Source organism: Alphaproteobacteria bacterium (genome assembly GCA_019695395.1).
Lineage (GTDB): Bacteria > Pseudomonadota > Alphaproteobacteria > JAEUKQ01 > JAIBAD01 > JAIBAD01.
The window spans coordinates 1-23215 of sequence record JAIBAD010000022.1 but is presented as its reverse complement, the minus strand read 5'-3'; the positions used below and the strand labels follow the sequence as shown (position 1 = coordinate 23215).

General features: G+C 34.6%; 20 protein-coding genes. 15 read left to right on the top strand and 5 right to left on the bottom strand.

Annotation, left to right across the window (positions count from 1 at the left end; translation table 11 throughout):
• The 7 genes from glmS (at position 1) to K1X44_05235 (ending at position 8132) form a co-directional block, all read left to right on the top strand.
• Complete coding sequence (gene glmS / locus K1X44_05265; GenBank protein MBX7146701.1) at positions 1-1821, top strand: glutamine--fructose-6-phosphate transaminase (isomerizing); 1821 nt, start codon at positions 1-3, stop codon at positions 1819-1821.
• 98 nt (positions 1822-1919) lie between these two features.
• Positions 1920-3395 (top strand): NADP-dependent succinate-semialdehyde dehydrogenase, encoded by a 1476-nt coding sequence (gene gabD / locus K1X44_05260; protein ID MBX7146700.1) that lies wholly within the window; start codon positions 1920-1922, stop codon positions 3393-3395.
• 43 nt (positions 3396-3438) lie between these two features.
• Positions 3439-4794 carry a glutathione-disulfide reductase gene (gene gorA, locus K1X44_05255; protein MBX7146699.1) on the top strand — a complete coding sequence of 452 codons (1356 nt, stop codon included), beginning with the start codon at positions 3439-3441 and terminating at the stop codon, positions 4792-4794.
• Between the two features lie 20 nt (positions 4795-4814).
• On the top strand, positions 4815-6038 hold the full coding sequence (locus K1X44_05250; protein ID MBX7146698.1) for a 3-deoxy-7-phosphoheptulonate synthase: 1224 nt from the start codon (positions 4815-4817) through the stop codon (positions 6036-6038).
• 29 nt (positions 6039-6067) lie between these two features.
• Positions 6068-7195: a nicotinate phosphoribosyltransferase gene (locus K1X44_05245; protein ID MBX7146697.1), complete on the top strand. Its 1128-nt coding sequence runs from the start codon at positions 6068-6070 to the stop codon at positions 7193-7195.
• An 80-nt stretch (positions 7196-7275) separates the two neighbouring features.
• Positions 7276-7605, top strand: a complete 330-nt coding sequence (locus K1X44_05240; GenBank protein MBX7146696.1) for a hypothetical protein — start codon at positions 7276-7278, stop codon at positions 7603-7605.
• Positions 7606-7688: 83 nt separating this feature from the next.
• The gene (locus K1X44_05235; protein MBX7146695.1) at positions 7689-8132 is read left to right on the top strand and encodes a hypothetical protein; all 444 of its coding nucleotides are present in this window, start codon (positions 7689-7691) and stop codon (positions 8130-8132) included.
• Between the two features lie 66 nt (positions 8133-8198).
• On the opposite strand, the gene K1X44_05230 is transcribed toward K1X44_05235, so the two are convergent.
• The 5 genes from K1X44_05230 to K1X44_05210 form a co-directional block, all read right to left on the bottom strand.
• Positions 8199-9053: an ABC transporter permease subunit gene (locus tag K1X44_05230; GenBank protein ID MBX7146694.1), complete on the bottom strand. Its 855-nt coding sequence runs from the start codon at positions 9051-9053 to the stop codon at positions 8199-8201.
• Positions 9050-9943 (bottom strand): ABC transporter permease subunit, encoded by an 894-nt coding sequence (locus K1X44_05225; protein ID MBX7146693.1) that lies wholly within the window; start codon positions 9941-9943, stop codon positions 9050-9052. Before K1X44_05225 ends, K1X44_05230 begins: the two co-directional genes overlap by 4 nt.
• A gap of 119 nt (positions 9944-10062) precedes the next feature.
• Entirely contained in the window at positions 10063-11205 is a 1143-nt protein-coding gene (locus tag K1X44_05220) for an ABC transporter ATP-binding protein (GenBank protein ID MBX7146692.1), read from the bottom strand.
• Between the two features lie 133 nt (positions 11206-11338).
• Positions 11339-11809, bottom strand: a complete 471-nt coding sequence (locus tag K1X44_05215; GenBank protein ID MBX7146691.1) for an OsmC family protein — start codon at positions 11807-11809, stop codon at positions 11339-11341.
• 32 nt (positions 11810-11841) lie between these two features.
• Complete coding sequence (locus tag K1X44_05210) at positions 11842-13131, bottom strand: NCS2 family permease (GenBank protein ID MBX7146690.1); 1290 nt, start codon at positions 13129-13131, stop codon at positions 11842-11844.
• 293 nt (positions 13132-13424) lie between these two features.
• On the opposite strand from K1X44_05210, the gene K1X44_05205 reads away from it, so the two are divergent.
• The 8 genes from K1X44_05205 to K1X44_05170 all read left to right on the top strand — a co-directional run.
• Positions 13425-14750, top strand: a complete 1326-nt coding sequence (locus K1X44_05205) for a proline--tRNA ligase (protein ID MBX7146689.1) — start codon at positions 13425-13427, stop codon at positions 14748-14750.
• 26 nt (positions 14751-14776) lie between these two features.
• A complete protein-coding gene (locus K1X44_05200; GenBank protein ID MBX7146688.1) occupies positions 14777-16015 on the top strand; it encodes a lipoprotein-releasing ABC transporter permease subunit in 1239 nt (412 codons plus the stop codon).
• A complete protein-coding gene (locus K1X44_05195; protein MBX7146687.1) occupies positions 16008-16697 on the top strand; it encodes an ABC transporter ATP-binding protein in 690 nt (229 codons plus the stop codon). Before K1X44_05200 ends, K1X44_05195 begins: the two co-directional genes overlap by 8 nt.
• Positions 16698-16788: 91 nt before the next feature.
• Positions 16789-18939 carry a type I secretion system permease/ATPase gene (locus tag K1X44_05190; protein MBX7146686.1) on the top strand — a complete coding sequence of 717 codons (2151 nt, stop codon included), beginning with the start codon at positions 16789-16791 and terminating at the stop codon, positions 18937-18939.
• Positions 18940-18945: 6 nt separating this feature from the next.
• A complete protein-coding gene (locus K1X44_05185; GenBank protein ID MBX7146685.1) occupies positions 18946-20319 on the top strand; it encodes an HlyD family type I secretion periplasmic adaptor subunit in 1374 nt (457 codons plus the stop codon).
• Positions 20320-20343: 24 nt separating this feature from the next.
• On the top strand, positions 20344-20844 hold the full coding sequence (gene purE, locus K1X44_05180) for a 5-(carboxyamino)imidazole ribonucleotide mutase (protein MBX7146684.1): 501 nt from the start codon (positions 20344-20346) through the stop codon (positions 20842-20844).
• Positions 20837-21919, top strand: coding sequence for a 5-(carboxyamino)imidazole ribonucleotide synthase (locus K1X44_05175; protein MBX7146683.1), 1083 nt, complete (start codon positions 20837-20839; stop codon positions 21917-21919). Before purE ends, K1X44_05175 begins: the two co-directional genes overlap by 8 nt.
• A gap of 251 nt (positions 21920-22170) precedes the next feature.
• Positions 22171-23215 (top strand): hypothetical protein (locus tag K1X44_05170; protein MBX7146682.1); only part of this gene is annotated, 1045 nt, incomplete at its 3' end.

Genomic DNA, 23215 nt, shown 5'->3' with positions numbered 1-23215 from the left:
ATGTGTGGTATTATTGGTATTATAAGTCAAAAATCAGTTACAAACCAAATTTGGGATAGTCTGAAACGATTAGAATATCGGGGCTATGATTCATCAGGAATGGCGGTTTTGACTAATGGTCATATTGAATCCCGCAGGGCAGAAGGTAAATTAAATAATTTACGTGACCTTATTAATATGAAACCAATTAATGGCACAGCTGGTATAGGTCATACAAGATGGGCAACCCATGGTAAACCGACAGAAGCAAATGCCCATCCTCATGCGACAGATAGGGTAGCAGTTGTTCATAATGGTATTATAGAAAATTTCCAAGAATTACGCGCAGAGTTAGAAAAAGAAGGATATAAGTTCAATACAGAAACAGATACTGAGGTTATTAGTTCTCTTTTGACCCATTTTTTAAATCAACAAAAAACACCCCAACAAGCTATGCAAATGACCATGGACAAATTAAAAGGTGCTTTTGCTATTGCTGTTATTTTTGCAGGACAATCAGATTTTATTATGGGTGCACGACGTGGCAGCCCACTAGTTATTGGATATGGTGATAATGAAATGTATTTGGCATCCGATGCCTTGGCCCTTGCATCTCTTAGTAAACGTTTATGTTATTTAGAAGATGATGATTGGGCTGTTTTATATTTAAATAAAGCAGAAATTTATCATCACAACAAACAGATAACAAGAGAAATAAAAGCAAATGAGTTGTCCAGTACATTAATTGGCAAAGGCAATTATCGTCATTTTATGTTAAAGGAAATTTATGAACAACCAACAGTTTTAGGTGATTGTTTAAAAAATTACATTAACCCACATACGCGTTCTTTGCAATTCCCAGAACTACCTGTTGATATTTCCGCACTTGTTAAAATAAATATTGTGGCTTGTGGTACGGCCTACCTTGCAGGTATGGTTAGTAAATATTGGATAGAACGTTTAACGGGTATCTCAGTTGAAGTTGATATTGCATCTGAATTTTGTTATCGCCAAGCTGTCTTATTACCTAACAGTATCACAATGGCAATTTCACAATCTGGTGAAACTGCCGATACACTTATGGCCTTACGTTATGCAAAGGAACATTCCCAAAAAATTATTTCTGTGCTTAATGTTCAAGAAAGTTTAATGGCCCATGAAAGTAATATGGTTCTCCCAACCATGGCTGGTCCCGAAATTGGCGTTGCGTCAACTAAAGCATTCATTACACAACTTCTTGTGTTAGGATGCTTTGCAATACGCCTCGCTATTTTAAAAGGTCGAATAAATGAACAACAGGAAAAAGATTATTGTACAGCTCTTTTAGAAGTACCTTCATTAATTGTCGATATTTTAAATAGAGCTGAAGAAATTCGCTATATCGCACATAAAATATCTGAAGCCCAAGATGTATTATATTTGGGTCGTGGAACAAGTTATCCTATAGCGCTTGAAGGTGCTTTAAAACTTAAAGAACTCTCTTATATCCATGCCGAAGGTTTTGCCGCAGGTGAAATGAAACATGGACCAATTGCTTTAGTTGATGAAACTGTACCTGTTATTATTTTGGCCCCATCAGATTTTCTATTTGAAAAAACATTTTCCAATATACAACAAATTATTGCACGTGGGGGTAAAGTCATCGTTTTTTGTGATAAAGAAAGTGCTCATCATTTTAAATCATTTCCTGTTGAAATATTTATTTTACCAAAGGTACATGATTTTATTGTGCCTTTAATTTATACGGTCCCTATGCAGTTATTAGCATATTACACAGCTGTTATTAAAGGGACAGATGTTGATCAACCAAGAAATTTAGCTAAAAGTGTCGCGGTTGAGTAAACTATTTAGGATATTTAGTAACTATTTTTTTGCTTTTAAGAAATAGACAGGTTAAATTTATATAAGACATTATTTTTTGTTCATAAAGGTCGTATCCTATGATTAATAATAAAATTATTATAGAAAAATTAAAAGACCCTAATCTTTTAAAGCAACAATGTTTTATTAATGGTCAATGGGTTTCTGCTCAATCTGGTAAAACTTTATCTGTTGATAATCCTGCAACAGGTGAAATTATTGCATCAATTCCCGATATGGGATTAGAGGAAACAAAAAAATCTATTGATGTTGCACATCAAGCATGGGCTACATGGCGTAAAAAAACTGCTAAAGAACGATCTGTTATTTTACGTAAATGGTTTGATTTGATTATGGCAAATCAAGAAGATCTTGCCTGGCTTATGACAGCAGAACAGGGAAAACCGTTTGATGAAGCTAAGGGTGAAATTGCCTATAGTGCCTCGTTTGTTGAATGGTTCGCTGAAGAAGGCAAAAGAATTTATGGCGATGTGATACCAACCCATCAATCAGATAAAAGAATTATTGTTATTAAAGAACCCATTGGGGTTGTTGCTGCGATTACACCGTGGAATTTCCCAAGTGCTATGATTACAAGAAAATGTGCGCCAGCCATGGCGGCTGGATGTACAATTGTTGTAAAGCCAGCCACCCAAACACCTTTATCTGCTTTAGCCTTGGCTGAACTATCTGTTCGTGCTGGCGTACCAGCTGGTGTTTTTAATGTTATTACCGGGTCAGCTCAATTAATTGGCCAAGAAATGACAACCAATCCTTTGGTACGTAAATTAAGTTTTACAGGATCAACTTCGGTTGGAAAAAAATTGATGGCTCAATGTGCGTCCACTATTAAAAAGATATCTTTAGAACTTGGCGGTAATGCACCTTTTATTGTTTTTGATGATGCAGATCTTGATGCTGCGGTTCAGGGTGCTCTTGCCTCAAAATATCGAAATACAGGACAAACATGTGTTTGTGCTAATCGTCTTTTTGTTCAAGATAAAGTTTATGATAGTTTTGCAAAAAAACTTTCTGAGGCTGTATCCCAATTAAAAGTTGGCAATGGTTTACAGGGTCAAACACAACAAGGTCCCTTGATTGATGCTAAGGCAGTTTTAAAGGTTGAAGAGCATGTTCAAGATGCAGTTGATAAAGGTGCTAAAATTATTTTGGGTGGAAAACGTCACAGTTTAGGTGGTAATTTTTTTGAACCAACAATTTTAGCAAACGTTACATCGAGTATGCTAGTTGCAGAAGAAGAAACTTTTGGCCCTTTAGCCCCATTATTTCGTTTTCAAACAGAAGAAGAGGTTATTGAAATGGCCAACAATACGGAATATGGCTTGGCATCATATTTTTACAGTAGAGATATAGGACGTATATGGCGTGTGGCGGAAGCTATTGAATCCGGGATTGTTGGGATTAATACCGGTATTATTTCAACCGAAGTTGCTCCCTTTGGTGGTGTTAAAGAAAGTGGTTTGGGGCGTGAAGGATCAAAATATGGAATTGAGGATTATATTGAAATTAAATATCTATGTCTTGGTGGTATTTAGTAAATAAATTTATTTTCTATAATTTATTAGGAAAACAAAAATTTTGGCTTCAAAAAATAACTATGATTATGATCTTGTCGTTATAGGTGCAGGATCTGGTGGTGTGCGTGCCGCACGTATGTCAGCAGGATATGGAGCACGCGTTGCAATTATTGAAGAAAGTAAAATGGGTGGTACATGTGTAAATTTAGGCTGTATTCCCAAAAAGCTTATGTGTTATGCATCACATTTTCAGGATGACTTTATAGATGCTCAGGGTTATGGTTGGGTTGCAAATAATTTTGTTTTTGATTGGCCACAATTTGTTAAGAAGCGTGATCAAGAAATTAGCCGTCTTAATCAAATTTACCAAAATGTTCTTGAAAAAGCCAATGTACAAATTATTCAAGGCCGTGCTACTTTACATGATCCACATACAGTATATGTAAATAATACAAAGATCACATCACAAATTATTTTAATTGCAACAGGTTCTGTACCTAAAAAATTGAATTTTACAGGATACGAATATACTATTGTATCAGATCAAATTTTTTATTTAGATAAAATACCCAAACATATGATCATTATTGGTACTGGTTATATTGCGTTGGAATTTGCTTCTATATTTAAAAATTGGGGGGCACAAATATCAGTTATAGCAAGAAGTGATCAAATTCTTCGAACTTTTGACATTGATGTACAAAAATTTTTATTAGAAGAAATGAAAAAGAAAAATATAAATTTTTATTTTAATTCTAATATAAAAATGATTGAAAATCATAAAAATATTTATCAAGTGTTGCTTGATAATAAAAATGTTTTAGAGGCCGATGTAATTTTATATGCAATTGGAAGAGAACCCAATACAACACATATGAATTTAGCTGAAATTGGTATTCATTTGGGAAAAGATAAGGAAATTATTGTAAATGATTATGGACAATCATCGATTGAAAATATTTATGCGATAGGGGATTGTACAAATCAATCCCAGCTAACACCTGTGGCTATAAAACAGGGAATGGCTTTTGCCGATACTGTTTTTGGGCATAATAAATGGGCAGTTTCATATGATAATATTCCAACGGCTGTTTTTACTAATCCTGCAGTTGCATCTGTTGGATTAACAGAAAAAGAAGCAGCAGCCATAACTAAAATTAATATTTTTAAAAGTCAATTTAGACCCTTAAAACATACAATATCAAATCGCGATGAAAAGGTTTTAGTTAAACTTATTGTGGATCAGCATACAGACAAAGTATTGGGTGCCCATATGGTTGGTGCAGATGCACCCGAAATTATTCAATCTTTGGCTATTTCTATAAAGATGGGCATAACTAAAAAGCAATTTGACGAAACGATGCCTTTACATCCAACTGTTGCCGAAGAATTTGTAACCTTGCGCCAGCCCGTATAAAAAATTATACTAAATTAATTATGAAAAATCTTGCGTCAGATATTCAATATGATCGTAAACAATGGACAATCGACAGTTGGCGATCAAAAAAACATATTATTGGTCCCCACTATTCTGATCTTAAATTATTGGAAGAAATAGAAAAGAAATTAGTGGGGTATTCTCCTCTTGTTGGCTATAATGAAGTATTAAGATTAAAAGACTATTTTACTAAAGCTTGTTTGGGCCAAGTTTTTATTCTTCAGGCTGGGGACTGTGCGGAAGCTATTATTGATTTGCCAGAAAAAAAAGTTCAGTCCACTTGTGACCTTTTTGGACAAATGATTGAAATGTTACAACCAGCGTTGAATGTACCTATTGTTCCGGTTGGTAGAATTGCGGGTCAATTTGCCAAATCCAGAACAGACCAATATGAAATAAAAAACGGGATAAAACTACCCAGTTATCAAGGTGATGCTGTTAACACTATTGAATTTAAGAGCGATAAAAGACAGGCAGATCCCAATCGTTTGATTTTATCTTATAATTATGCCCGGCAAATCTTAAACGATTTACACCAAAATATTGGATCCCATAGTTTATTTCAGCAAACTGGTTTTTATACCAGCCATGAAGCTTTTCTTCTACCTTATGAACAATCTTTGGCTAGAAAAATTCCAGAAACTGATCAATATTATACATCATCAGCCCATATGGTATGGCTTGGGGAGAGGACCAGATATTATGAAAGCGCACATATAGAATTTTTACGAGGTATTCAGAACCCCCTTGGTATAAAATGCGGTCCAACCATGACTATCAATGATTTTTTATCTTTAATTGAAATCTTTAATCCTGGTAATATTCCAGGGCGTTTAATGGCAATTATTAGAATGGGGTCTAAAGAAATAAAAGAAAAATTACCTCCTTTATTAAAAGCTGCCCGGCACCATAATCTTCATATATTGTGGTCTTGTGATCCAATGCATGGGAATACAGTTTATAGTTCACATGGATATAAAACCCGAAATTTTCAACATATTCTAAATGAGCTTAAAGATTTTGTCTCTATCGTTCAAGGTGAAGGAAATTATGTGGGCGGAATTCATTTGGAATTAACAGCAGAAAATGTTACCGAATGTTTGGGTGGAGCCCAAAATATTAAAGAAAATGATTTATCTAAAAATTATAAAAGTTATTGTGATCCAAGACTTAATAAATCACAAGCATTACAATTAATATCTGATTTTTCTAAATTTTTATAAATAGTTGTTTACATAAGGCCATTATAATTATGAAACCAGATCTTTCAACATTAGCTGAATGGACGGATCATTATTTTCTTAAAACCCAGAAAATTATTCAACATTTTGGTGATCAGCAAGTAACTTATGCGGTTTTTATGCGGCGTCCGGTTATTTCTGCCCCGCGTCTTGCCATGGAATGGCTGTATTATATTACAGATCAAAGAAATATAAAAATTGATTTTAAATTAAATTACCAGGAAGGTGAATGGGTAGGTGCAGGTGAACCTATCCTGTATTTTACGGGATCTTTTTCTGGTCTTGTTGATTTGGAAACAATTTTTTTGCAAAAACTTGGTCCATCATGTGTAGCAGCCTTTAATGCTTATACAATGTGTACCGATTTACCCTATGTTGGATTTTTGGCGATGGATGCACGGCATTGTGCAGGTTTAGAAATGGCAGAATTGATGGCGTATGGGGCAAGTGTTGGGTCAAAGGCAGCCCAAATACAAACAAATGCCAAAGGTTTTATTGGTAATGCAACACAATCTACAGCCCATTATTTTGGCCAGGATAAAGCTTTTGGTACAATGCCCCATGCCTTTGTTGGATATGCAGGGTCAACCTTAAAAGCAGCCGAAATGTTTCATAAGATTTTTCCAGATGAACAAATGGTTGTGTTAGTTGATTATTTTGGTCATGAAATAACAGATAGTCTTGACGTATGTCGTCATTTTACCAATCTTGCCCAAAAAGGATTACTTGGTATACGTCTGGATACCCATGGAAGCCGATATGTCGAAGGGCTTGATCCAACAAGCTCATATAGAATTTTGGATAGATTTGTACCTCAATCTATTCGAGGGTATCGAACAGAACTTGAATTAAAATATTTAATTGGGGGTGGGGTTTCAGCCGCTGCCATTTTTCATGTACGTGAAGCCTTAAATCAAGCAGGTTTTGATAAAGTCAAATTAATAGCATCATCGGGTTTTGATCCCTTGAAATGCAAAATAATGGCAACAACCAATGCACCGATTGATATTATTGGGACAGGATCGTTTTTACCCCAACAATGGCCAGAAACCTATGCAACAGCTGACATTGTGATGTATAACCAAGAGAAAAAAGTAAAAATAGGCCGTGAGTTTTTGCTAGAAAAATTATATAAATAATAATATTATTACATTTTTTATTATAATTATTTTAATATATAACTAAGGAGTATTTTTATGAAAAATAAAATTCATATTTTATGATTTCTTTAATATTAGCTTTTATCTTTCCTATTTCTACAGTATTAGCTGATCATGGGGGATGGTCGTGCGATATAGATGAACCACGCCAAAGAGCAATCATTCTTCATAATGGGGATGAAGAAATTATGGTCTTATCAACAGATGTTGCTTCTATAAAGGATGGAAATATAAAACAAGTAGAATTTACTGTTTTTCCTAACCAACCTAGATCACAAGTAAAAGATATAAATCTTTATTCTAAATTGGCCCAATTGGCTAAGAACCAGAATAGTGAAATTGATTGGGCTACAGATTTTAAATCTGCAGCAAAGCAAATATTAAATTAGTTGATACAAAAAAATTAAATTTAGATAATTTTGTTGATCATACAAATAATTTATTCCAAAAAATTACAACTAGTAATCAAATAATGGATTCTAAATATGCACAAAATTTAGTGTCTATTTTAACAGATTATCAACAACGTGGTTATGAATGGATTGTTTATGATACTATTAATTTAAAAACAACATTGCAAACATTTCATCCAATTGAATATCGTTTTAAAAATAATCAAATTTATTATCCTTTACAAATTTCAAGTTTGAATAAAGGTCAAACTCAAGTCGATTTGGTTATTATAACCCTAAATAATCAACAGATAGATTTTGCCCAAACTGATTATCCAATTAAAAAACTATCAAGTTTTTCTGTAAAATCAGCGGATTTAGCGCAACTATCATCTGAATATCCAGATTTCTTTAAAGGTAGTGATAAATTGTCAGTTCAGCATATAAGAATGTCTGGTGATATTAGTAAAATGCGCCAAGATTTAATTGGTACTTTTACAAAAAAATTAGCCTACCATAATTGATAATATTAGATCACTGGAAAGATCAAAAAATCTTTCCAGTGATTAATTAGATTTTTAATTAAATAATTAATGTTGATCGAAAGCTGTTTGCATTTCGTGTGTGCGTCTTTTTTCCTGCTTTTTCATCATAAGACTTGCAATAAGAACACCAACACCAACAATGCCAATGATAATTGTAGCCAAAGCATTAATTTCTGGATTTAAACCTAATCTTACTTTTGAAAAAATAACCATGGGTAAGGTGGTCGCCCCAGGACCTGACGTAAAGCTTGCGATTACAACATCATCTAAGGAAATGGTAAAAGCTAAAAGCCAGCCGGCGATAATAGCAGGTGAAATAATTGGTAAAGTTATAACAAAGAAAACTTTTAAGGGACGTGCGCCCAAATCTTGGGCAGCTTCTTCTAAAGATTGATCAAGATTAACCAATCGTGATTGAAGAACAACGGTTACAAAGGCCATGGCAGCTGTTGTATGGGCAATGATAATTGTTAATTTTCCACGTCCAATTGGATCTATCCCAAAAATTACTTGTAATAATTGATCTGCTTGCACAAAAAGCAAAAGCATTGAAAGACCTGTGATAACATCTGGCATAACCAAACGCGCTGAAATCATACCAGTAAAAAATGCTTTACCTCGAAATTTATTAAATCTTGCCAAAATATATCCTGAGATTGTTCCCAAAATAGCAGAAAGTGTGGCGGTGATCGCTGCTATCTCAAGACTTAACCATGCAGCACTTAGAACCTGTTGATCTTGGGCCAATTCTTGATACCATTTGGTTGAAAAACCAGCCCATACTGTCACAAGTTTTGATTCATTAAATGAAAAAACAATTAAAGATAAAATTGGTCCATAAAGAAAAATATAACCAATAATCAAAATTGATATTAAGAACCAAGATAATTTATTGTTCATCGATATGCATCAACCTGTTTGTTTTGGAAATATTGGAAAATTAAAATAGGAATAATTAAAACAATTAAAATAAAGATAGCCAAGGTTGACGCTACAGGCCAATCGCGATTGGTAAAAAATTCATTCGATAAAATACGACCAATCATTAGACTATCTGGTCCACCTAAAAGTTCAGGAATAACATATTCACCCACAGCAGGGATAAAGACAAGCATACATCCAGCTATAATACCAGGTAAAGCCAAGGGGACGGTAATCGAAAGAAATGCACGCCATGGTTTGCATCCAAGATCAGCTGCAGCTTCAAGTAACGTTAAATCCATTTTTTCCAAAGTAGCATAAAGAGGCAAAATCATAAAAGGCAAATAGGAATAAACAATCCCAATATAAACAGCAAAATTGGTATTCATCATGATCAATGGATTATCTGGCGATATAAGGCCAAGCCAGATCAAAACATTATTAATAACCCCATTATTTTTTAATATACCGACCCACGCATAAATCCGAATAAGAAAAGATGTCCAAAAAGGTAAAATGACCAACAATAAGAATATGTTACGTGATGTGGGTGATGATCTGGCAATCGCATAGGCCATAGGAAAACCAATCAGTAAACATAAAATAGTTGAAATGAAGGCGATGGTTAAAGCATTCCACAAAGCTGTCAGATAAAATTCACCATCCCCAAAAATGATGAAATCATAATTTCCAAAAAACAATTGAATTTTAAGCCCGATATCATCCCATGTAATAAGATCACTATAGGGAGGTTGTGTGATTTGGGTTTCGGCCACACTTATTTTTAAAACAATTAAAAAAGGTATAACAAAGAAGATTAATAGCCAAAGATAGGGTGTTAATATTGTAATACCACGGCCACTTGGCATAAGAGTTACAAAAGATCTTATGAACCATTTGATAAAAGGTACTTTTTCATAAAGAAAAAAAACCAAAGGATATTCGCCTTTGCTTAATTTTTCACCTAAAAGTTGATATGCTTTTCTTGTCATGATAATAAAACAATTCCGCTTGATGCATTCCAGCTCGCGTAAATACGATCTTCATGTTTAAGCTGTTCTTCTAAAAATCTAATTTGATTTGGCATTGTAGCTTTGAAGGTTGTATTATTAGGTAATCTAATCAGATAAACCGACAAATTGCCCATATAAGCAATTTCTTCGATTATACCTGAAAGACAATTATAGGGTTGGTCTGGTTTATCTTTGGTTAGAATAATTTTTTCTGGACGGATCGCATAAAAAACCTTACCGGTAGGTGGGCTTGAAATACCATGGTTAATATAAAGATGGCTCCCTGCTTGCTCTGATTTAATTAAAACGTGGTCAGGTTCATCCTCAATAATAAAACCTTCAAACATGTTGATTGACCCGATAAAGTTGGCAACAAATTTATTGGTCGGATATTCATATATTTCTTGGGGTGTACCAGTTTGTACAATCTGACCACTATTCATGACCCCAATTCTTGTTGATAAGGTCATGGCTTCTTCTTGGTCATGTGTTACAACGATAAAAGTTACCCCAAGTTGCGATTGAATATTCATTAATTCAAATTGCGTTTGTTCACGAAGTTTTTTGTCCAAAGCACCTAAAGGTTCATCCAATAATAATAATTTAGGCTGTTTAACCAAGGCACGTGCCAAAGCAACGCGTTGCCTTTGTCCACCAGATAGTTGATGAGGTTTACGTTTTGCAAATGGTTTGAGTTGAACAAGTTCTAAAATATCAGAAACTCTTTTCGTAATTTCTGCTGCAGGGACGCTATCTTGTCTTAAGCCAAAAGCAATATTATTTTCAACAGACATGTGTGGGAAAAGAGCATAGGATTGAAACATCATATTGGTTGGGCGGTCATAAGGTGCAATCCCAGCCATATCGACCCCATCAATATATATTTTGCCAGAGGTCGGCTCTTCGAATCCTGCAAGCATACGAAGCAATGTGGTTTTTCCACAGCCTGAACCACCCAGAAGGGAAAAAAGCTCACCTTTATAAATGCTTAAGGAAACATCTTGAACCGCCGTAAAATTACCAAATTTTTTAACAACGTGATCAATATGAATATAAGGTTTGTTTTTAGAATTATTCCAAGGTTGTTCTAGACTTACATTTGGTTTGTGATTTAACATTTCTAGATCATCCCCCTATATAATTTATACTTGTTTATATAAATTGTTACTACATACAAGTTTATTATTTGGCCTATTTTAAGATATCCAAAATAATTTGTCATCTTTTGTTTTTTATAATTAATTTTAACATTCAGGTGATCCCAATAGGATTGCATTTGATATCTGTTTTAACTGAATTAGCAATAAAACATTGATTATGTGCCGTGTGGTGCATAGATATAATTTCGTCTGAGCCAGGCTTATTGTTTCCTGTGAAATTCACTTGGGGATAAAGTGTTACCTGGGTTATAGCTATTTTACCGGATATATCTTTGGCCATAAGACCAATTGCTTCATCTCGATAAGTTTCAACAATAAATTTATGTTTAGCAGCAATCGATAAAAAAAATAGCATATGGCAGCTTGAAATACTTGCCACAAAAGCTTCTTCAGGATCAATAGCTGCCTCTATAGATAAGGGGAAGGGGACAATATGGGGCGATGCTGACGCTGGAATTTCAATACCACCATCAAATAACCATTTGTGTGCACGGCTGTATTGATTATCAATAAAACTTGCCCCATTTCTATCCCATAAAATTACTGATTTATATTCAGTCATAATTTTTGATTTTGAAGAAAAATAACAGGCTTTTATATCGTTGCAAATCTTACACAAAAAAGAATGCTTAAAATGATTAGAATCGGGTTAAGCTCTTTAAAACGACCGCTTAGTAATTTTATACAAACATAACTTATAAAACCAAGGGCAATTCCATTAGCAATAGAAAAGGTTAAAGGCATAGCCAAAGCTGTAACGACCGCAGGACCATATTCGGTACCATCGTTCCAATCAATTTGGGTGAGGCCTTTAGTCATTAAACATGCAACAAACAATAAAGCTGGTGCCGCCGCATAAATAGGAACAGCTTTTGCTAAGGGTGAGAAAAACAATGCTGCTAAAAAAAGTAAAGAGACAACAATCGCTGTTAATCCTGTACGACCACCGGCTCTAACACCTGCTGCACTTTCAATATAGCTGGTTGTTGATGATGTACCTAACATGGATCCAATAATACTGGCACTACTATCTGCAACTAAAGCTTGTTTCAATCTTGGTAATTTTCCATCTTTATCAAGCATGTTGGCCTGATGTGCCACCCCAATTAATGTTCCTGCTGTATCAAACAAATCAACAAATACAAACGCAAAAATAATAGCAGCTCCAGACATTATGGCCCCCATAAGATCCATTTTTAAGAAAGTTGGGGCAAGGCTAGGGGGTAGTGAAAAGAAACTATTTGTAACTGGGGACACCCCTAAAATCATCCCAATAAAAGTAATCACTAAAATTGAAATAATAATTGAACCAGGGATACGGTAATTATCAAGAGCAACCATAAGAAAAAAACCTATGGCGGCCAAAATACAAGTTATACTAGTAAGTTTACCCAACGTCACAAATGTTGCTGGATCTGCAACGATAAACCCGGCATTTTTAAGAGCAATAATGCCAAGAAATAAACCAATACCAGATGCAATGGCCATTTTCAATGAATGGGGTATAGAATTAATAATGTATTCCCGAATAGGTAAAAGACTTAAAAGAACGCAAATAACCCCAGAAATAAACACAATACCAAGGGCAGTTTGCCACCCAAGCCCCATACCAAGGCTTACACTATAGGTGAAATAAGCATTTAATCCCATACCTGGTGCCAAGGCGACAGGATAATTAGCATAAAGCCCCATAATGGCTGTGGCTAGAGAGGCAGCAAGACAGGTGGCAACAAAAACAGCACCATGATCCATGCCAGTTTCTTGAAGTATAGCTGGATTAACAATGATGATATAAGCCATTGTTAAAAAGGTTGTAAAACCGGCAATAATTTCGGTTTTTATTGTGGTATGATTTTCTTGCAATTTAAAAAAATTGGCCAACATTTTATCCCCCCGGATTTTAGAATGCTAAAATTAAAACGCAGCGTCATTTAGAAAAATAATATTGGCCAACCACTATCATAAAAGAAAATACAAGACAATCATAATTCTAACATAATTTTAATAATTTGGCATAATTCTAATTAATTATACTGTAAAATAAATTAATTATGATTTCTTATCTTTTTAACTTGTGGCATAAATAGATCGAGGATTAAAATGCTATCAATTTTTATAGATATACAATGAATATTAATTGGGAATATTAATTATTAGATTGTGAGTTTGAGGAAGAAATGCTGTTAAATCGTTTTTTTATGCCTACGTTAAAGGAAATTCCAGCAGAAGCACAAATTGTTTCTCATCAAATGATGTTGCGTGCCGGAATGATACGTCAAACAAGCTCTGGTATTTATTCGTGGCTACCTTTGGGACTTCGTGTTTTGAAAAAAATAGAAAATATTATACGTGAAGAACAAAATAAAGCAGGATGCCAAGAACTTTTGATGCCTACCATACAATCGGCAGATTTGTGGAAGGTATCGGGACGCTATGATGATTATGGTAAGGAAATGTTACGTATCGTAGACCGTCATGATAGGGAAATGCTTTATGGCCCAACTAATGAAGAAATGATCACAGATATTTTTCATCAATCCATCAAAAGTTACCGTGAATTGCCCCAATTATTGTACCATATACAATGGAAATTTAGGGACGAAGTGCGACCAAGATTTGGGGTAATGCGTGGGCGTGAATTTTTAATGAAAGATAGTTATTCATTTGATCTAGATTATGATATGGCAAAAAAAGCCTATAATAAAATGTTTATGTGTTATTTGCGAACATTTGCACGCATGGGATTAAAAGCTATTCCAATGCAAGCGGATACAGGACCCATTGGTGGTAATTTAAGTCATGAATTTATTATTCTTGCTGAGACAGGGGAAAGTAAAGTTTATTGTGATAAAAATCTTTTATCTTTCAATCCTCTTCATCAACATATTGATTATGATAGTGATTTAGAACCAGAAGTCCAAAATTGGACAGCTCTTTATGCAGCAACAGATGAAAAACATGATCCTATAAAGTGTTCGGTTAACAAAGAAAATTTAATTGAAGCCCGTGGTATTGAAGTTGGGCATATTTTTTATTTTGGGACTAAATATTCTGAACCTTTAAATGCCTATGTGACAAATTCCCAAGGTAAAGAAATACCTGTTCATATGGGATCATATGGCATAGGTGTATCGAGGTTAGTTGCTGCAATTATTGAAGCCTATCATGATAAAGCGGGTATTATATGGCCCTTATCTGTTGCCCCTTTTGATATTGGGTTAATTAATGTGAAACAAAATGATCCAGCTTGTGATCAATATGCACAAAAGGTCTATGATACTTTAAGCCAAAGTGGATTTGATGTGTTATATGATAATAGACAAGAGCGGGCAGGATCAAAATTTTCTGATATGGATTTAATTGGTATCCCTTGGCAAATTGTTGTTGGGCCAAAAAATACTGAAACCCAAACTTTAGAAATTAAAGAAAGAGCAACAGGTCATAAAACAGAAATTTCTTTTACTAATCTTGAAAATTTCTTTCAAGAAAAACAAAAAGCATAAATAAAATTTATTAAGGATATGTAATCATGGCCTTTTCTTTATTTGAACGTGTTGTTGCTTTTCGATATTTAAAACCAAGACGAGAAGAAGGTTTTATTTCAATCATTGCAGCTTTTTCTCTTTTAGGTATTACGCTTGGTGTTGCGACATTAATCATCGTTATGTCAGTGATGAATGGATTTAGACATGAGTTATTAGGTAAAATTTTAGGACTTAATGGGCATATAAATCTGGTACGTGAAAATGGACCTTTGACTGATTATGATGCGCTTATCCAAAAATTAAGCTCAGTTCCAAATATTGTATCAATTAAACCGATGATCCAAGGGCAAGCCATGATTACAAGTAAAGGTCACGCTTTAGGTGGTATTGTGCGTGGAACCAGGGCAGCGGATTGGAAACCCAACGATCTTTTGGTGCGTAACATTAAAGCGGGTGATTTATATGCGGATGGTGCTATGATTGGAACAAAACTTGCTAAGCAATTAGGTGTTAAGGTTGGGGATTCTATTACCTTAATTACACCCCAAACTGTAGATACAGTTATTGGATCAATTCCACGCTCAAAGACATTTGAAGTTACCGCAATTTTTGAAGTTGGTATGTATGATTATGATAGCGGATATGTTTTCGTACCTTTATCAGATTTACAACTTTATTATAAAATGCCAAATGCCGCATCTTATTTGGAAATTGTTATTAATAATCCTGATCTTACAAATCAAGTTATAAAAAATATTCAGAATACATTGCTTTCAGATGATTATGGGTTGCAAGATTGGCAACGATTAAATGGTACATTTTTTAATGCAATCCAAGTTGAACGAAATGTTATGTTTTTAATTTTAACTCTAATTATTGTTGTCGCTGCTTTTAATATTATATGTGGTCAAATTATGCTTGTTAAAGATAAAGGAAGAGATATCGCAATTTTGCGTACCATGGGTGCAACCAAAAGTATGATTATGCGCATTTTTCTCTTAAGTGGGGCAAGTATTGGTGTGGCTGGAACAATCACGGGATTAATTTTGGGTATTTTATTTGCGGATAATATAGAATCTATAAGAAAGTTTCTTGAAAGATTATCTCAAACAAATTTATTTTCGGATGAAATTTATTTTCTCTCAAAACTTCCAGCAATTATTGATTTTTCTGAAGTAACCTTGGTTGGGCTCATGGCACTAACTTTATCTTTATTGGCCACAATTTATCCGTCATGGCGAGCCGCAAAATTAGATCCTGTTGAGGCTTTGCGCTATGAATAATCCAACTACTCTGTCAACTATTCTCTCTGTTAAAAACATTACGCGCAGTTTTTGGCAAGGTTCAACAAAACTTACAGTTTTGAACGATATAAATTTCGATATTAAAGCTGGCGAAATGGTAGCTTTAGTTGGCCAATCTGGTTCAGGAAAATCAACCTTGTTACATTTATGTGGTCTTTTGGAAAAACCAGAATCGGGTGAAATTTTAATTGAACAAAAACTTGTACAAAATCTTTCTGATGCAGAGCGAACTGGTTTGCGTCGAACAACCATGGGGTTTATTTATCAATACCATCATTTGTTACGTGAATTTTCAGCTCTTGAAAATGTTATGTTACCGCAAATGATTAAAGGTATTAATAAATACCAAGCAAAACAGTATGCTCAAACATTGCTATCAAGGGTAGGATTATCCCATAGATTGAACCATAGACCAGCCCAATTATCTGGTGGCGAACAACAAAGGGTTGCTATTGCACGTGCTCTTGCCAATAACCCAAAACTTTTACTTGCGGATGAACCTACAGGTAATTTGGATCATGGAACATCACAAGATATTTTTGGTTTATTACTTAATTTAGTAAAAGAATCATCACTGGCTACTTTAATAGCTACCCATAACATGGATCTTGCGCTTCGTATGGATAGAATATTAAAACTTGAAGATGGGATTATTTCTTAACTTTTATCTTATACAATTAATTCTATCTGATTGTTGAAGAATATGTTATGAGTGTGGTAATAAATAATTTTTGGTTAAGTTGAATAGTTATATGTCTGAAATTAATGGGCCAGTTGATAGTAACGCGCAGAAAAATATAGATACGGGATTAACCTGTTTAACTTTACTTTTGCGCTTTTTAGGTGTGGCTGCTGACCCCACCCAAATAAAACGGGAATTTGCAGCACCTGGTAAATTTCTTACCCAAATGGAAATATTAAGAGCTGCAAAACATTTTGGTCTAAAAGCAAAAGTAGTAACAACAACTTGGGCAAAAATTCTTAAAACCCCATTACCTGCTATTGCCCAAGATTATAATGGATTTTATTTCATCTTGGCTAAAGTTGCGGATGATAAAGTTCTTATTCAAGATTCACTTGAAAAAAAGCCCCTAGTATTATCGAAACGTGAATTTGAAAATGCATGGAATGGAAAACTTATTCTTTTAACCAAGCGGGCTTTTAAATTTTCAACAGAAAGACATTTTGATCTTTCATGGTTTATACCAGTTATTTTAAAATATAAAAGATTACTAGCCGAGGTTTTAACGGCATCATTTTTTATGCAATTATTAACTCTTATTTCTCCTTTGTTTTTCCAAGTGGTTATTGATAAAGTTTTGGTTCATCATTCAATGACAACTTTGGATGTTTTAGTTTTTGGGTTAGTGATTGTTACAATTTTTGATGTTATTTTAACGGGCCTTAGAAATTATATTTTTTCACATACAACAAACCGTGTTGATGTTGAATTGGGGGCAGGATTATTTCGGCATATGCTGTCGCTGCCTTTAAGTTATTTTCAAGTAAGACGCGTGGGTGATTCAATTGCACGTATTCGTGAATTAGAAAATATAAGAAGTTTTTTAACAGGTTCGGCACTTACCTTAGTGATTGATCTTTTTTTTACCATCGTTTTTTTAGCGGTGATGTATTATTACAGTCCAACGTTAACATTAATTGTTATTTTAGCTATACCATTTTATGTGGGTTTATCGTTATTGGTGACCCCGGTTTTTCGACGTAGACTTGATGAAAAATTTGCGCGTGGTGCTGAAAATCAAGCATTTCTTGTGGAATCAGTTACAGGCGTTGAAACATTAAAAGCAATGGCGGTTGAACCTCAAATGCAACGTCGTTGGGAAGAACAACTTGCAGCTTATGTTAGTGCGGCGTTTCGTGTATCAAATTTAGGAAATGTTTCGTCACAAACGGCTCAATTGATTAACAAGGTGGTTTCTATTCTAACCTTATGGTTTGGGGCAAAACTTGTTATTGAAGGCCATATTACAGTTGGGCAACTTGTTGCTTTTAATATGTTATCTGGTAATGTAAGCGGCCCTGTTTTACGGCTTGCGCAAATGTGGCAAGATTTTCAACAAGTACGTGTTTCGGTTAAACGATTGGGTGATATTTTAAATACGCATGGTGAGTCAACCCAGCGTGCCGATCGGGCGTCACTACCTGCGGTAACCGGACAGATTGTTTTTGAACATGTTATTTTTCGCTATGTACCTGGTGGAGCAGAAATTCTATCTGATGTATCATTAAATATTAAACCTGGCCAGATTGTTGGTATTGTTGGTCCCTCTGGTTCAGGGAAAAGTACGTTGACAAAACTTGTCCAACGTCTTTTTATACCGGAACGTGGACGTGTTTTAATTGATGGTGTTGATCTTGCTATGGTTGATCCTGCATGGCTTCGCCGTCAAGTGGGTGTTGTGCTTCAAGAAAATATACTTTTTAATGCAACAATCCGTAATAATATTGCTTTAATTGATCCATCAATGCCTATGGAGCGGGTTGTTACAGCAGCTAAGCTTGCTGGTGCTCATGAATTTATTTTAGAATTACCCGAAGGTTATGATACGATGGTTGGTGAACGGGGTATGGGACTTTCGGGGGGGCAAAGACAACGTATCGCGATTGCACGGGCTTTAGTCGTTAACCCAAAAATATTGATTTTTGATGAGGCAACAAGTGCGCTCGATTATGAATCAGAACGTATTATCCAAGATAATATGAAAATGATTTGCAAAGGTAGAACAGTTCTTATTATTGCCCATCGTCTTTCAACTGTCCGTCAAACAGATCGTATTATTACCATTGAAAAAGGACGGATTGTCGAAGATGGAAGCCATGAAAGTTTACTTCAGCTTAATGGCCGTTATGCTAAACTTTATCATTATCAAACAACAAGATAAAATTATATGTATAAATTTATAAATAATTTATATGAATGGTTTAGCAAGAAGGTTTTAAATAAACCAGATCATTATGAAACAGATTTTTTACCCGCAGCTATGGAGGTATTAGAAACCCCCCCATCGCCAGCAGGCCGAAGTTTAGCAATTCTTATTTCTGTTTTTGTTGGTATTGCTATTATTTGGGCATGTGTTGGTAAAGTTGATATTATTGCGGTTGCCCAAGGTAAAATAGTCCCAAGTGGACAAACCAAAACCATTCAGGCTTTTGAAATGGGTATCGTAAAAAGAATAGAAGTTATTGATGGACAGGAAGTTAAAGCTGGGGATCTTTTAATTGAATTAGATACAACAACATCTGAAGCAGATAGTGAGCGTCTTTCAAAAGAATTGATGAATTACCAACTTGATGCAGCGCGTCTTCGGGCAATTTTATCGGATGGTGATATTAATAAAGCTTTTATTCCACCAGCAGGAGCAGATGATACTAAAATCAGATTGCAAATAGATCTTTTAAAAAGCCAACGTGCAGAATTTCTTAATCATCTTGCTGCATTGGATCGTGAATATGAACAATCCAGAGCTAATATTGCAGCTATTGATGCCCAAAGAAAAAAGTTAGAAGCGACTATTCCTTTGATGAAGGAGAGGGTTAAATCTAGGCAAATACTTGCAGATAAAGATTTAGCCCCTCGCATGACGCTACTTGAACTTCAGCAACAATTAATTTCAATGGAACAGGATTTAACAGCAACGCAAGCTCGTTCCAATGAAGCGCGTGCCCAAATGTCATCGATTGAACGACAAAAAGAACAAGCCCGTGCAGAATTTCGTCGCACTCGATTAGCAGAATTAGCAGATGCTGAACAAAGAATTAGTTCGCTACAACAGGAATTAATTAAAGCAGAACAAAGACAAGTTCAGCAAAAGTTAGTGTCACCTGTTGATGGGACGGTTCAACAACTGGCAGTTCATACGATTGGGGGTGTCGTTCAACCAGCCCAACCTTTAATGATTATTGTTCCCAAACAAGCTAGACTTGAATCTGAAGCTATGGTTTTAAATAGAGATATTGGATTTGTTGCGACCAATCAGGAAGCCTCAGTTAAATTAGAAGCTTTTCCATTTACACGTTATGGAACAATTAATGGTAAAGTTGTGGTTGTATCGCATGATGCTATTCAAGATGAAAAAATGGGATTAATTTATGCTATTAGGGTAGAACTTGAAAAATCAACCATGAATGTTGATGGAAAAACGGTTCAGCTTTCACCGGGTATGACCACAACAATTGAAATTAAAACAGGGAAAAGAAGAATTATTGATTATCTTTTAAGCCCACTTCAAAAATATAGTGATGAAAGTTTGCGTGAACGTTAAAATCATTTTTTGAACAATAAACGAATGACCAAAAAAACAAAGAAACAAATTGATGTTGGGGTAATTATGGGAAGCCAGTCTGATTGGCAAACCATGAAATATACAACAGAAATTTTGTCGTCTTTTAAAATTCATTATGAAGTAAAAATTGTATCTGCTCACCGAACACCTCAAAGACTTTATGAGTATGCAACCACGGCAGTAAAACGCCAGTTAAAAATTATTATTGCCGCAGCAGGTGGGGCAGCCCATTTACCAGGAATGACAGCTTCTTTAACATCTTTGCCTGTTTTGGGTGTTCCCATTGAAAGTCAAACATTAAAAGGCGTTGATAGTTTATTATCAATTGTACAAATGCCAGCGGGTATACCAGTTGGAACACTAGCAATAGGTAAAGCGGGTGCGGTGAATGCTGCTCTTTTAGCGGTATCAATTTTAGCTCTCTCTAATTCAGAGCTTTCAAAAAAATTAGAAGAATGGCGCAAAAAACAAACAGATATGGTAAAAGATATTCCCCATGATTAAACCTTATGTCCTAGCACCTGGGTCCAAAATAGGTATTTTAGGTGGTGGTCAATTAGGAAAAATGACAGCACTAGCCGCAGCAGGCTTAGGATATAAAACATCTATTTTTTGCCCTGATCCAGATAGTCCTGCTTTTATTTGTTGTGATCATGCTTTAATAGCTGAATATGATGATGAAACAGCACTTAAAATGTTTGCAGATCAAGTTGACGTTATTACCTTTGAATTTGAAAATATACCTTTAAAAAGTGCAGAATTTTTATCACAATATCGCCCTCTATATCCGGCAGCACATATATTAAAAATTACGCAACATCGTCTTTATGAAAAAGATTTTTTAAATCAAATTAATATCCCAACTACTTTATATATAAGTATTAAAAATGACGAGGATATAAACAATGCCAGATCATTTACTGGATTTCCTGCAATTTTAAAATCAGCACGAATGGGTTATGATGGTAAGGGACAAATTTCTGTTCAGGATTACAGTGATCTTAAAAAGGCTTGGGATCAATTAGGGCAGGTTGAATCTATTCTTGAAGCAAAAGTGAATTTTTTATGTGAAATATCTGTAATTGTTGCACGCAATATACATGGTCAAATAGAATGTTTTGAACCCGTTGAAAATATTCACAAACATCATATTTTATATGAAACCAGGGTTCCAGCTTCGATTTCTGATGACTTGAAAAAACAAAGTTTGGTTATAGCTGAAAAAATTGCACAAGAATTAAAGTTAATTGGTGTTTTGGCCATTGAGATGTTTGTTGTAGAGGATCAATTGTTGGTCAACGAACTGGCACCACGTCCCCATAATTCTGGACATTGGACATTAGATGCGTCATATACCAGCCAATTTGAACAATTGGTGCGCGCTATATGTGGTTTGCCTTTGGGTTCACCCAAACGTCATAGCAATGCAGTTATGATTAATTTATTAGGGGATGATATAAAAAAATGGCAATCATTTTTACAGGATCCCACTATTAAATTACATATTTACGGAAAAACAGAACCAAAACCTGGCCGCAAAATGGGCCATATTACAAAAGTTTTTCCTTTAGAAAAATAATAATTTATAAAAATATTGCTATTTAAATAGCTACCCTTTCTCATAAGCTATAGCTCATCATTTTATTTAATTAAATAAAATAATTTATAATTTTTTTATAATAAAAAATATTATATAAAATTATATTTTTATATATCGATATATTATAGATTAACGAAAATTAACCATAAATAAATTTGCTAAATATTTATTTATAATGCTATGTTCTGACATAATTTTTTAATAATTAATTTATTTAGGGGAATAATATTATGAATAATATTAAAAATATTAATTTTAAAAATAAAACGTCAAGCTTAAATAATCTAATCGATATACCTTTGTACAATTTAACACTGAATGGAACACCCGATAATGATGTGTTGATAGGTAAGGATGGAGAAGAAAATATATTACGTGGCCAAGATGGGGATGATTGGCTTTTCGGGGGTAATTTAAAAGATGTATTAGAAGGCGGTAATGGAAAAGATTTACTGGTTGGTAATAATGGTAATGATATTTTACGTGGTCAAGGCGGTGATGATTATTTGTTTGGTGGAGATCAGGACGATTCTTTATCTGGAGATAATGGTGAAGATTGGTTGGCGGGTGGTGAAGGTGCTGATACTATATTAGGTGGCGAAAATAATGACTATCTTGAAGGTAATAATGGTATTGACACTCTTTCCGGAGAGAATGGAAACGATAAAATTTTTGGGGGAGACGGGCAAGATACAATAAAAGGTGGTGACGATAATGATTTTATTTCTGGTGATCAAGGTAATGATATATTAGATGGTGGGTTTGGTGATGATTATATTTATGGTGGAAATGGTCAAGATTTTATATTAGGTCAAGATGGGTATGATCATATAGAAGGTAATGAAGATAATGACACGATCATTGCTGGTAAAGGAGACGACATAATATTAGGTAATGAAGGTGATGACGTAATTAATGGTAATGAAGGTAATGATGAAATTTATGGGGGTGGTTCAGATGATATAGTCAAGGGTGATGACGGTCATGATACTTTATATGGGGAACTTGGAAATGATCTTATAGAAGGCGGATATGGAAATGATACGTTAGAAGGTGGGGATGGAAGCGATGTCATCCATGGTAATGATAATGAAGATACCCTATATGGTGGGGATGCTGACGATATATTGTATGGTGATGGGGGCAATGATACAATTTATGGAGGAGAGGGAAAAGATGTCCTATTTAGTGATAAAGGAGAAGATAAATTACTAGGTGATAATGGGGATGATATTTTTTATCATGATCATGATTATGGTTATGCCGATGGTTCAA

Bases quoted from the DNA above. Each gene is read 5' to 3' on its own strand.
- K1X44_05205 (MBX7146689.1), top strand. From the start codon at position 13,425: ATGCTGTTAAATCGTTTTTTTATGCCTACGTTAAAGGAAATTCCAGCA.
- K1X44_05195 (MBX7146687.1), top strand. From the start codon at position 16,008: ATGAATAATCCAACTACTCTGTCAACTATTCTCTCTGTTAAAAACATT.
- glmS (MBX7146701.1), top strand. From the start codon at position 1: ATGTGTGGTATTATTGGTATTATAAGTCAAAAATCAGTTACAAACCAA.
- gabD (MBX7146700.1), top strand. From the start codon at position 1,920: ATGATTAATAATAAAATTATTATAGAAAAATTAAAAGACCCTAATCTT.
- K1X44_05230 (MBX7146694.1), bottom strand. From the start codon at position 9,053: ATGAACAATAAATTATCTTGGTTCTTAATATCAATTTTGATTATTGGT.
- K1X44_05225 (MBX7146693.1), bottom strand. From the start codon at position 9,943: ATGCCAAGTGGCCGTGGTATTACAATATTAACACCCTATCTTTGGCTA.
- K1X44_05235 (MBX7146695.1), top strand. From the start codon at position 7,689: ATGGATTCTAAATATGCACAAAATTTAGTGTCTATTTTAACAGATTAT.
- K1X44_05175 (MBX7146683.1), top strand. From the start codon at position 20,837: ATGATTAAACCTTATGTCCTAGCACCTGGGTCCAAAATAGGTATTTTA.
- K1X44_05245 (MBX7146697.1), top strand. From the start codon at position 6,068: ATGAAACCAGATCTTTCAACATTAGCTGAATGGACGGATCATTATTTT.
- K1X44_05185 (MBX7146685.1), top strand. From the start codon at position 18,946: ATGTATAAATTTATAAATAATTTATATGAATGGTTTAGCAAGAAGGTT.
- purE (MBX7146684.1), top strand. From the start codon at position 20,344: ATGACCAAAAAAACAAAGAAACAAATTGATGTTGGGGTAATTATGGGA.
- K1X44_05190 (MBX7146686.1), top strand. From the start codon at position 16,789: ATGTCTGAAATTAATGGGCCAGTTGATAGTAACGCGCAGAAAAATATA.
- K1X44_05210 (MBX7146690.1), bottom strand. From the start codon at position 13,131: ATGTTGGCCAATTTTTTTAAATTGCAAGAAAATCATACCACAATAAAA.
- K1X44_05200 (MBX7146688.1), top strand. From the start codon at position 14,777: ATGGCCTTTTCTTTATTTGAACGTGTTGTTGCTTTTCGATATTTAAAA.
- K1X44_05250 (MBX7146698.1), top strand. From the start codon at position 4,815: ATGAAAAATCTTGCGTCAGATATTCAATATGATCGTAAACAATGGACA.
- K1X44_05240 (MBX7146696.1), top strand. From the start codon at position 7,276: ATGATTTCTTTAATATTAGCTTTTATCTTTCCTATTTCTACAGTATTA.
- K1X44_05220 (MBX7146692.1), bottom strand. From the start codon at position 11,205: ATGTTAAATCACAAACCAAATGTAAGTCTAGAACAACCTTGGAATAAT.
- K1X44_05215 (MBX7146691.1), bottom strand. From the start codon at position 11,809: ATGACTGAATATAAATCAGTAATTTTATGGGATAGAAATGGGGCAAGT.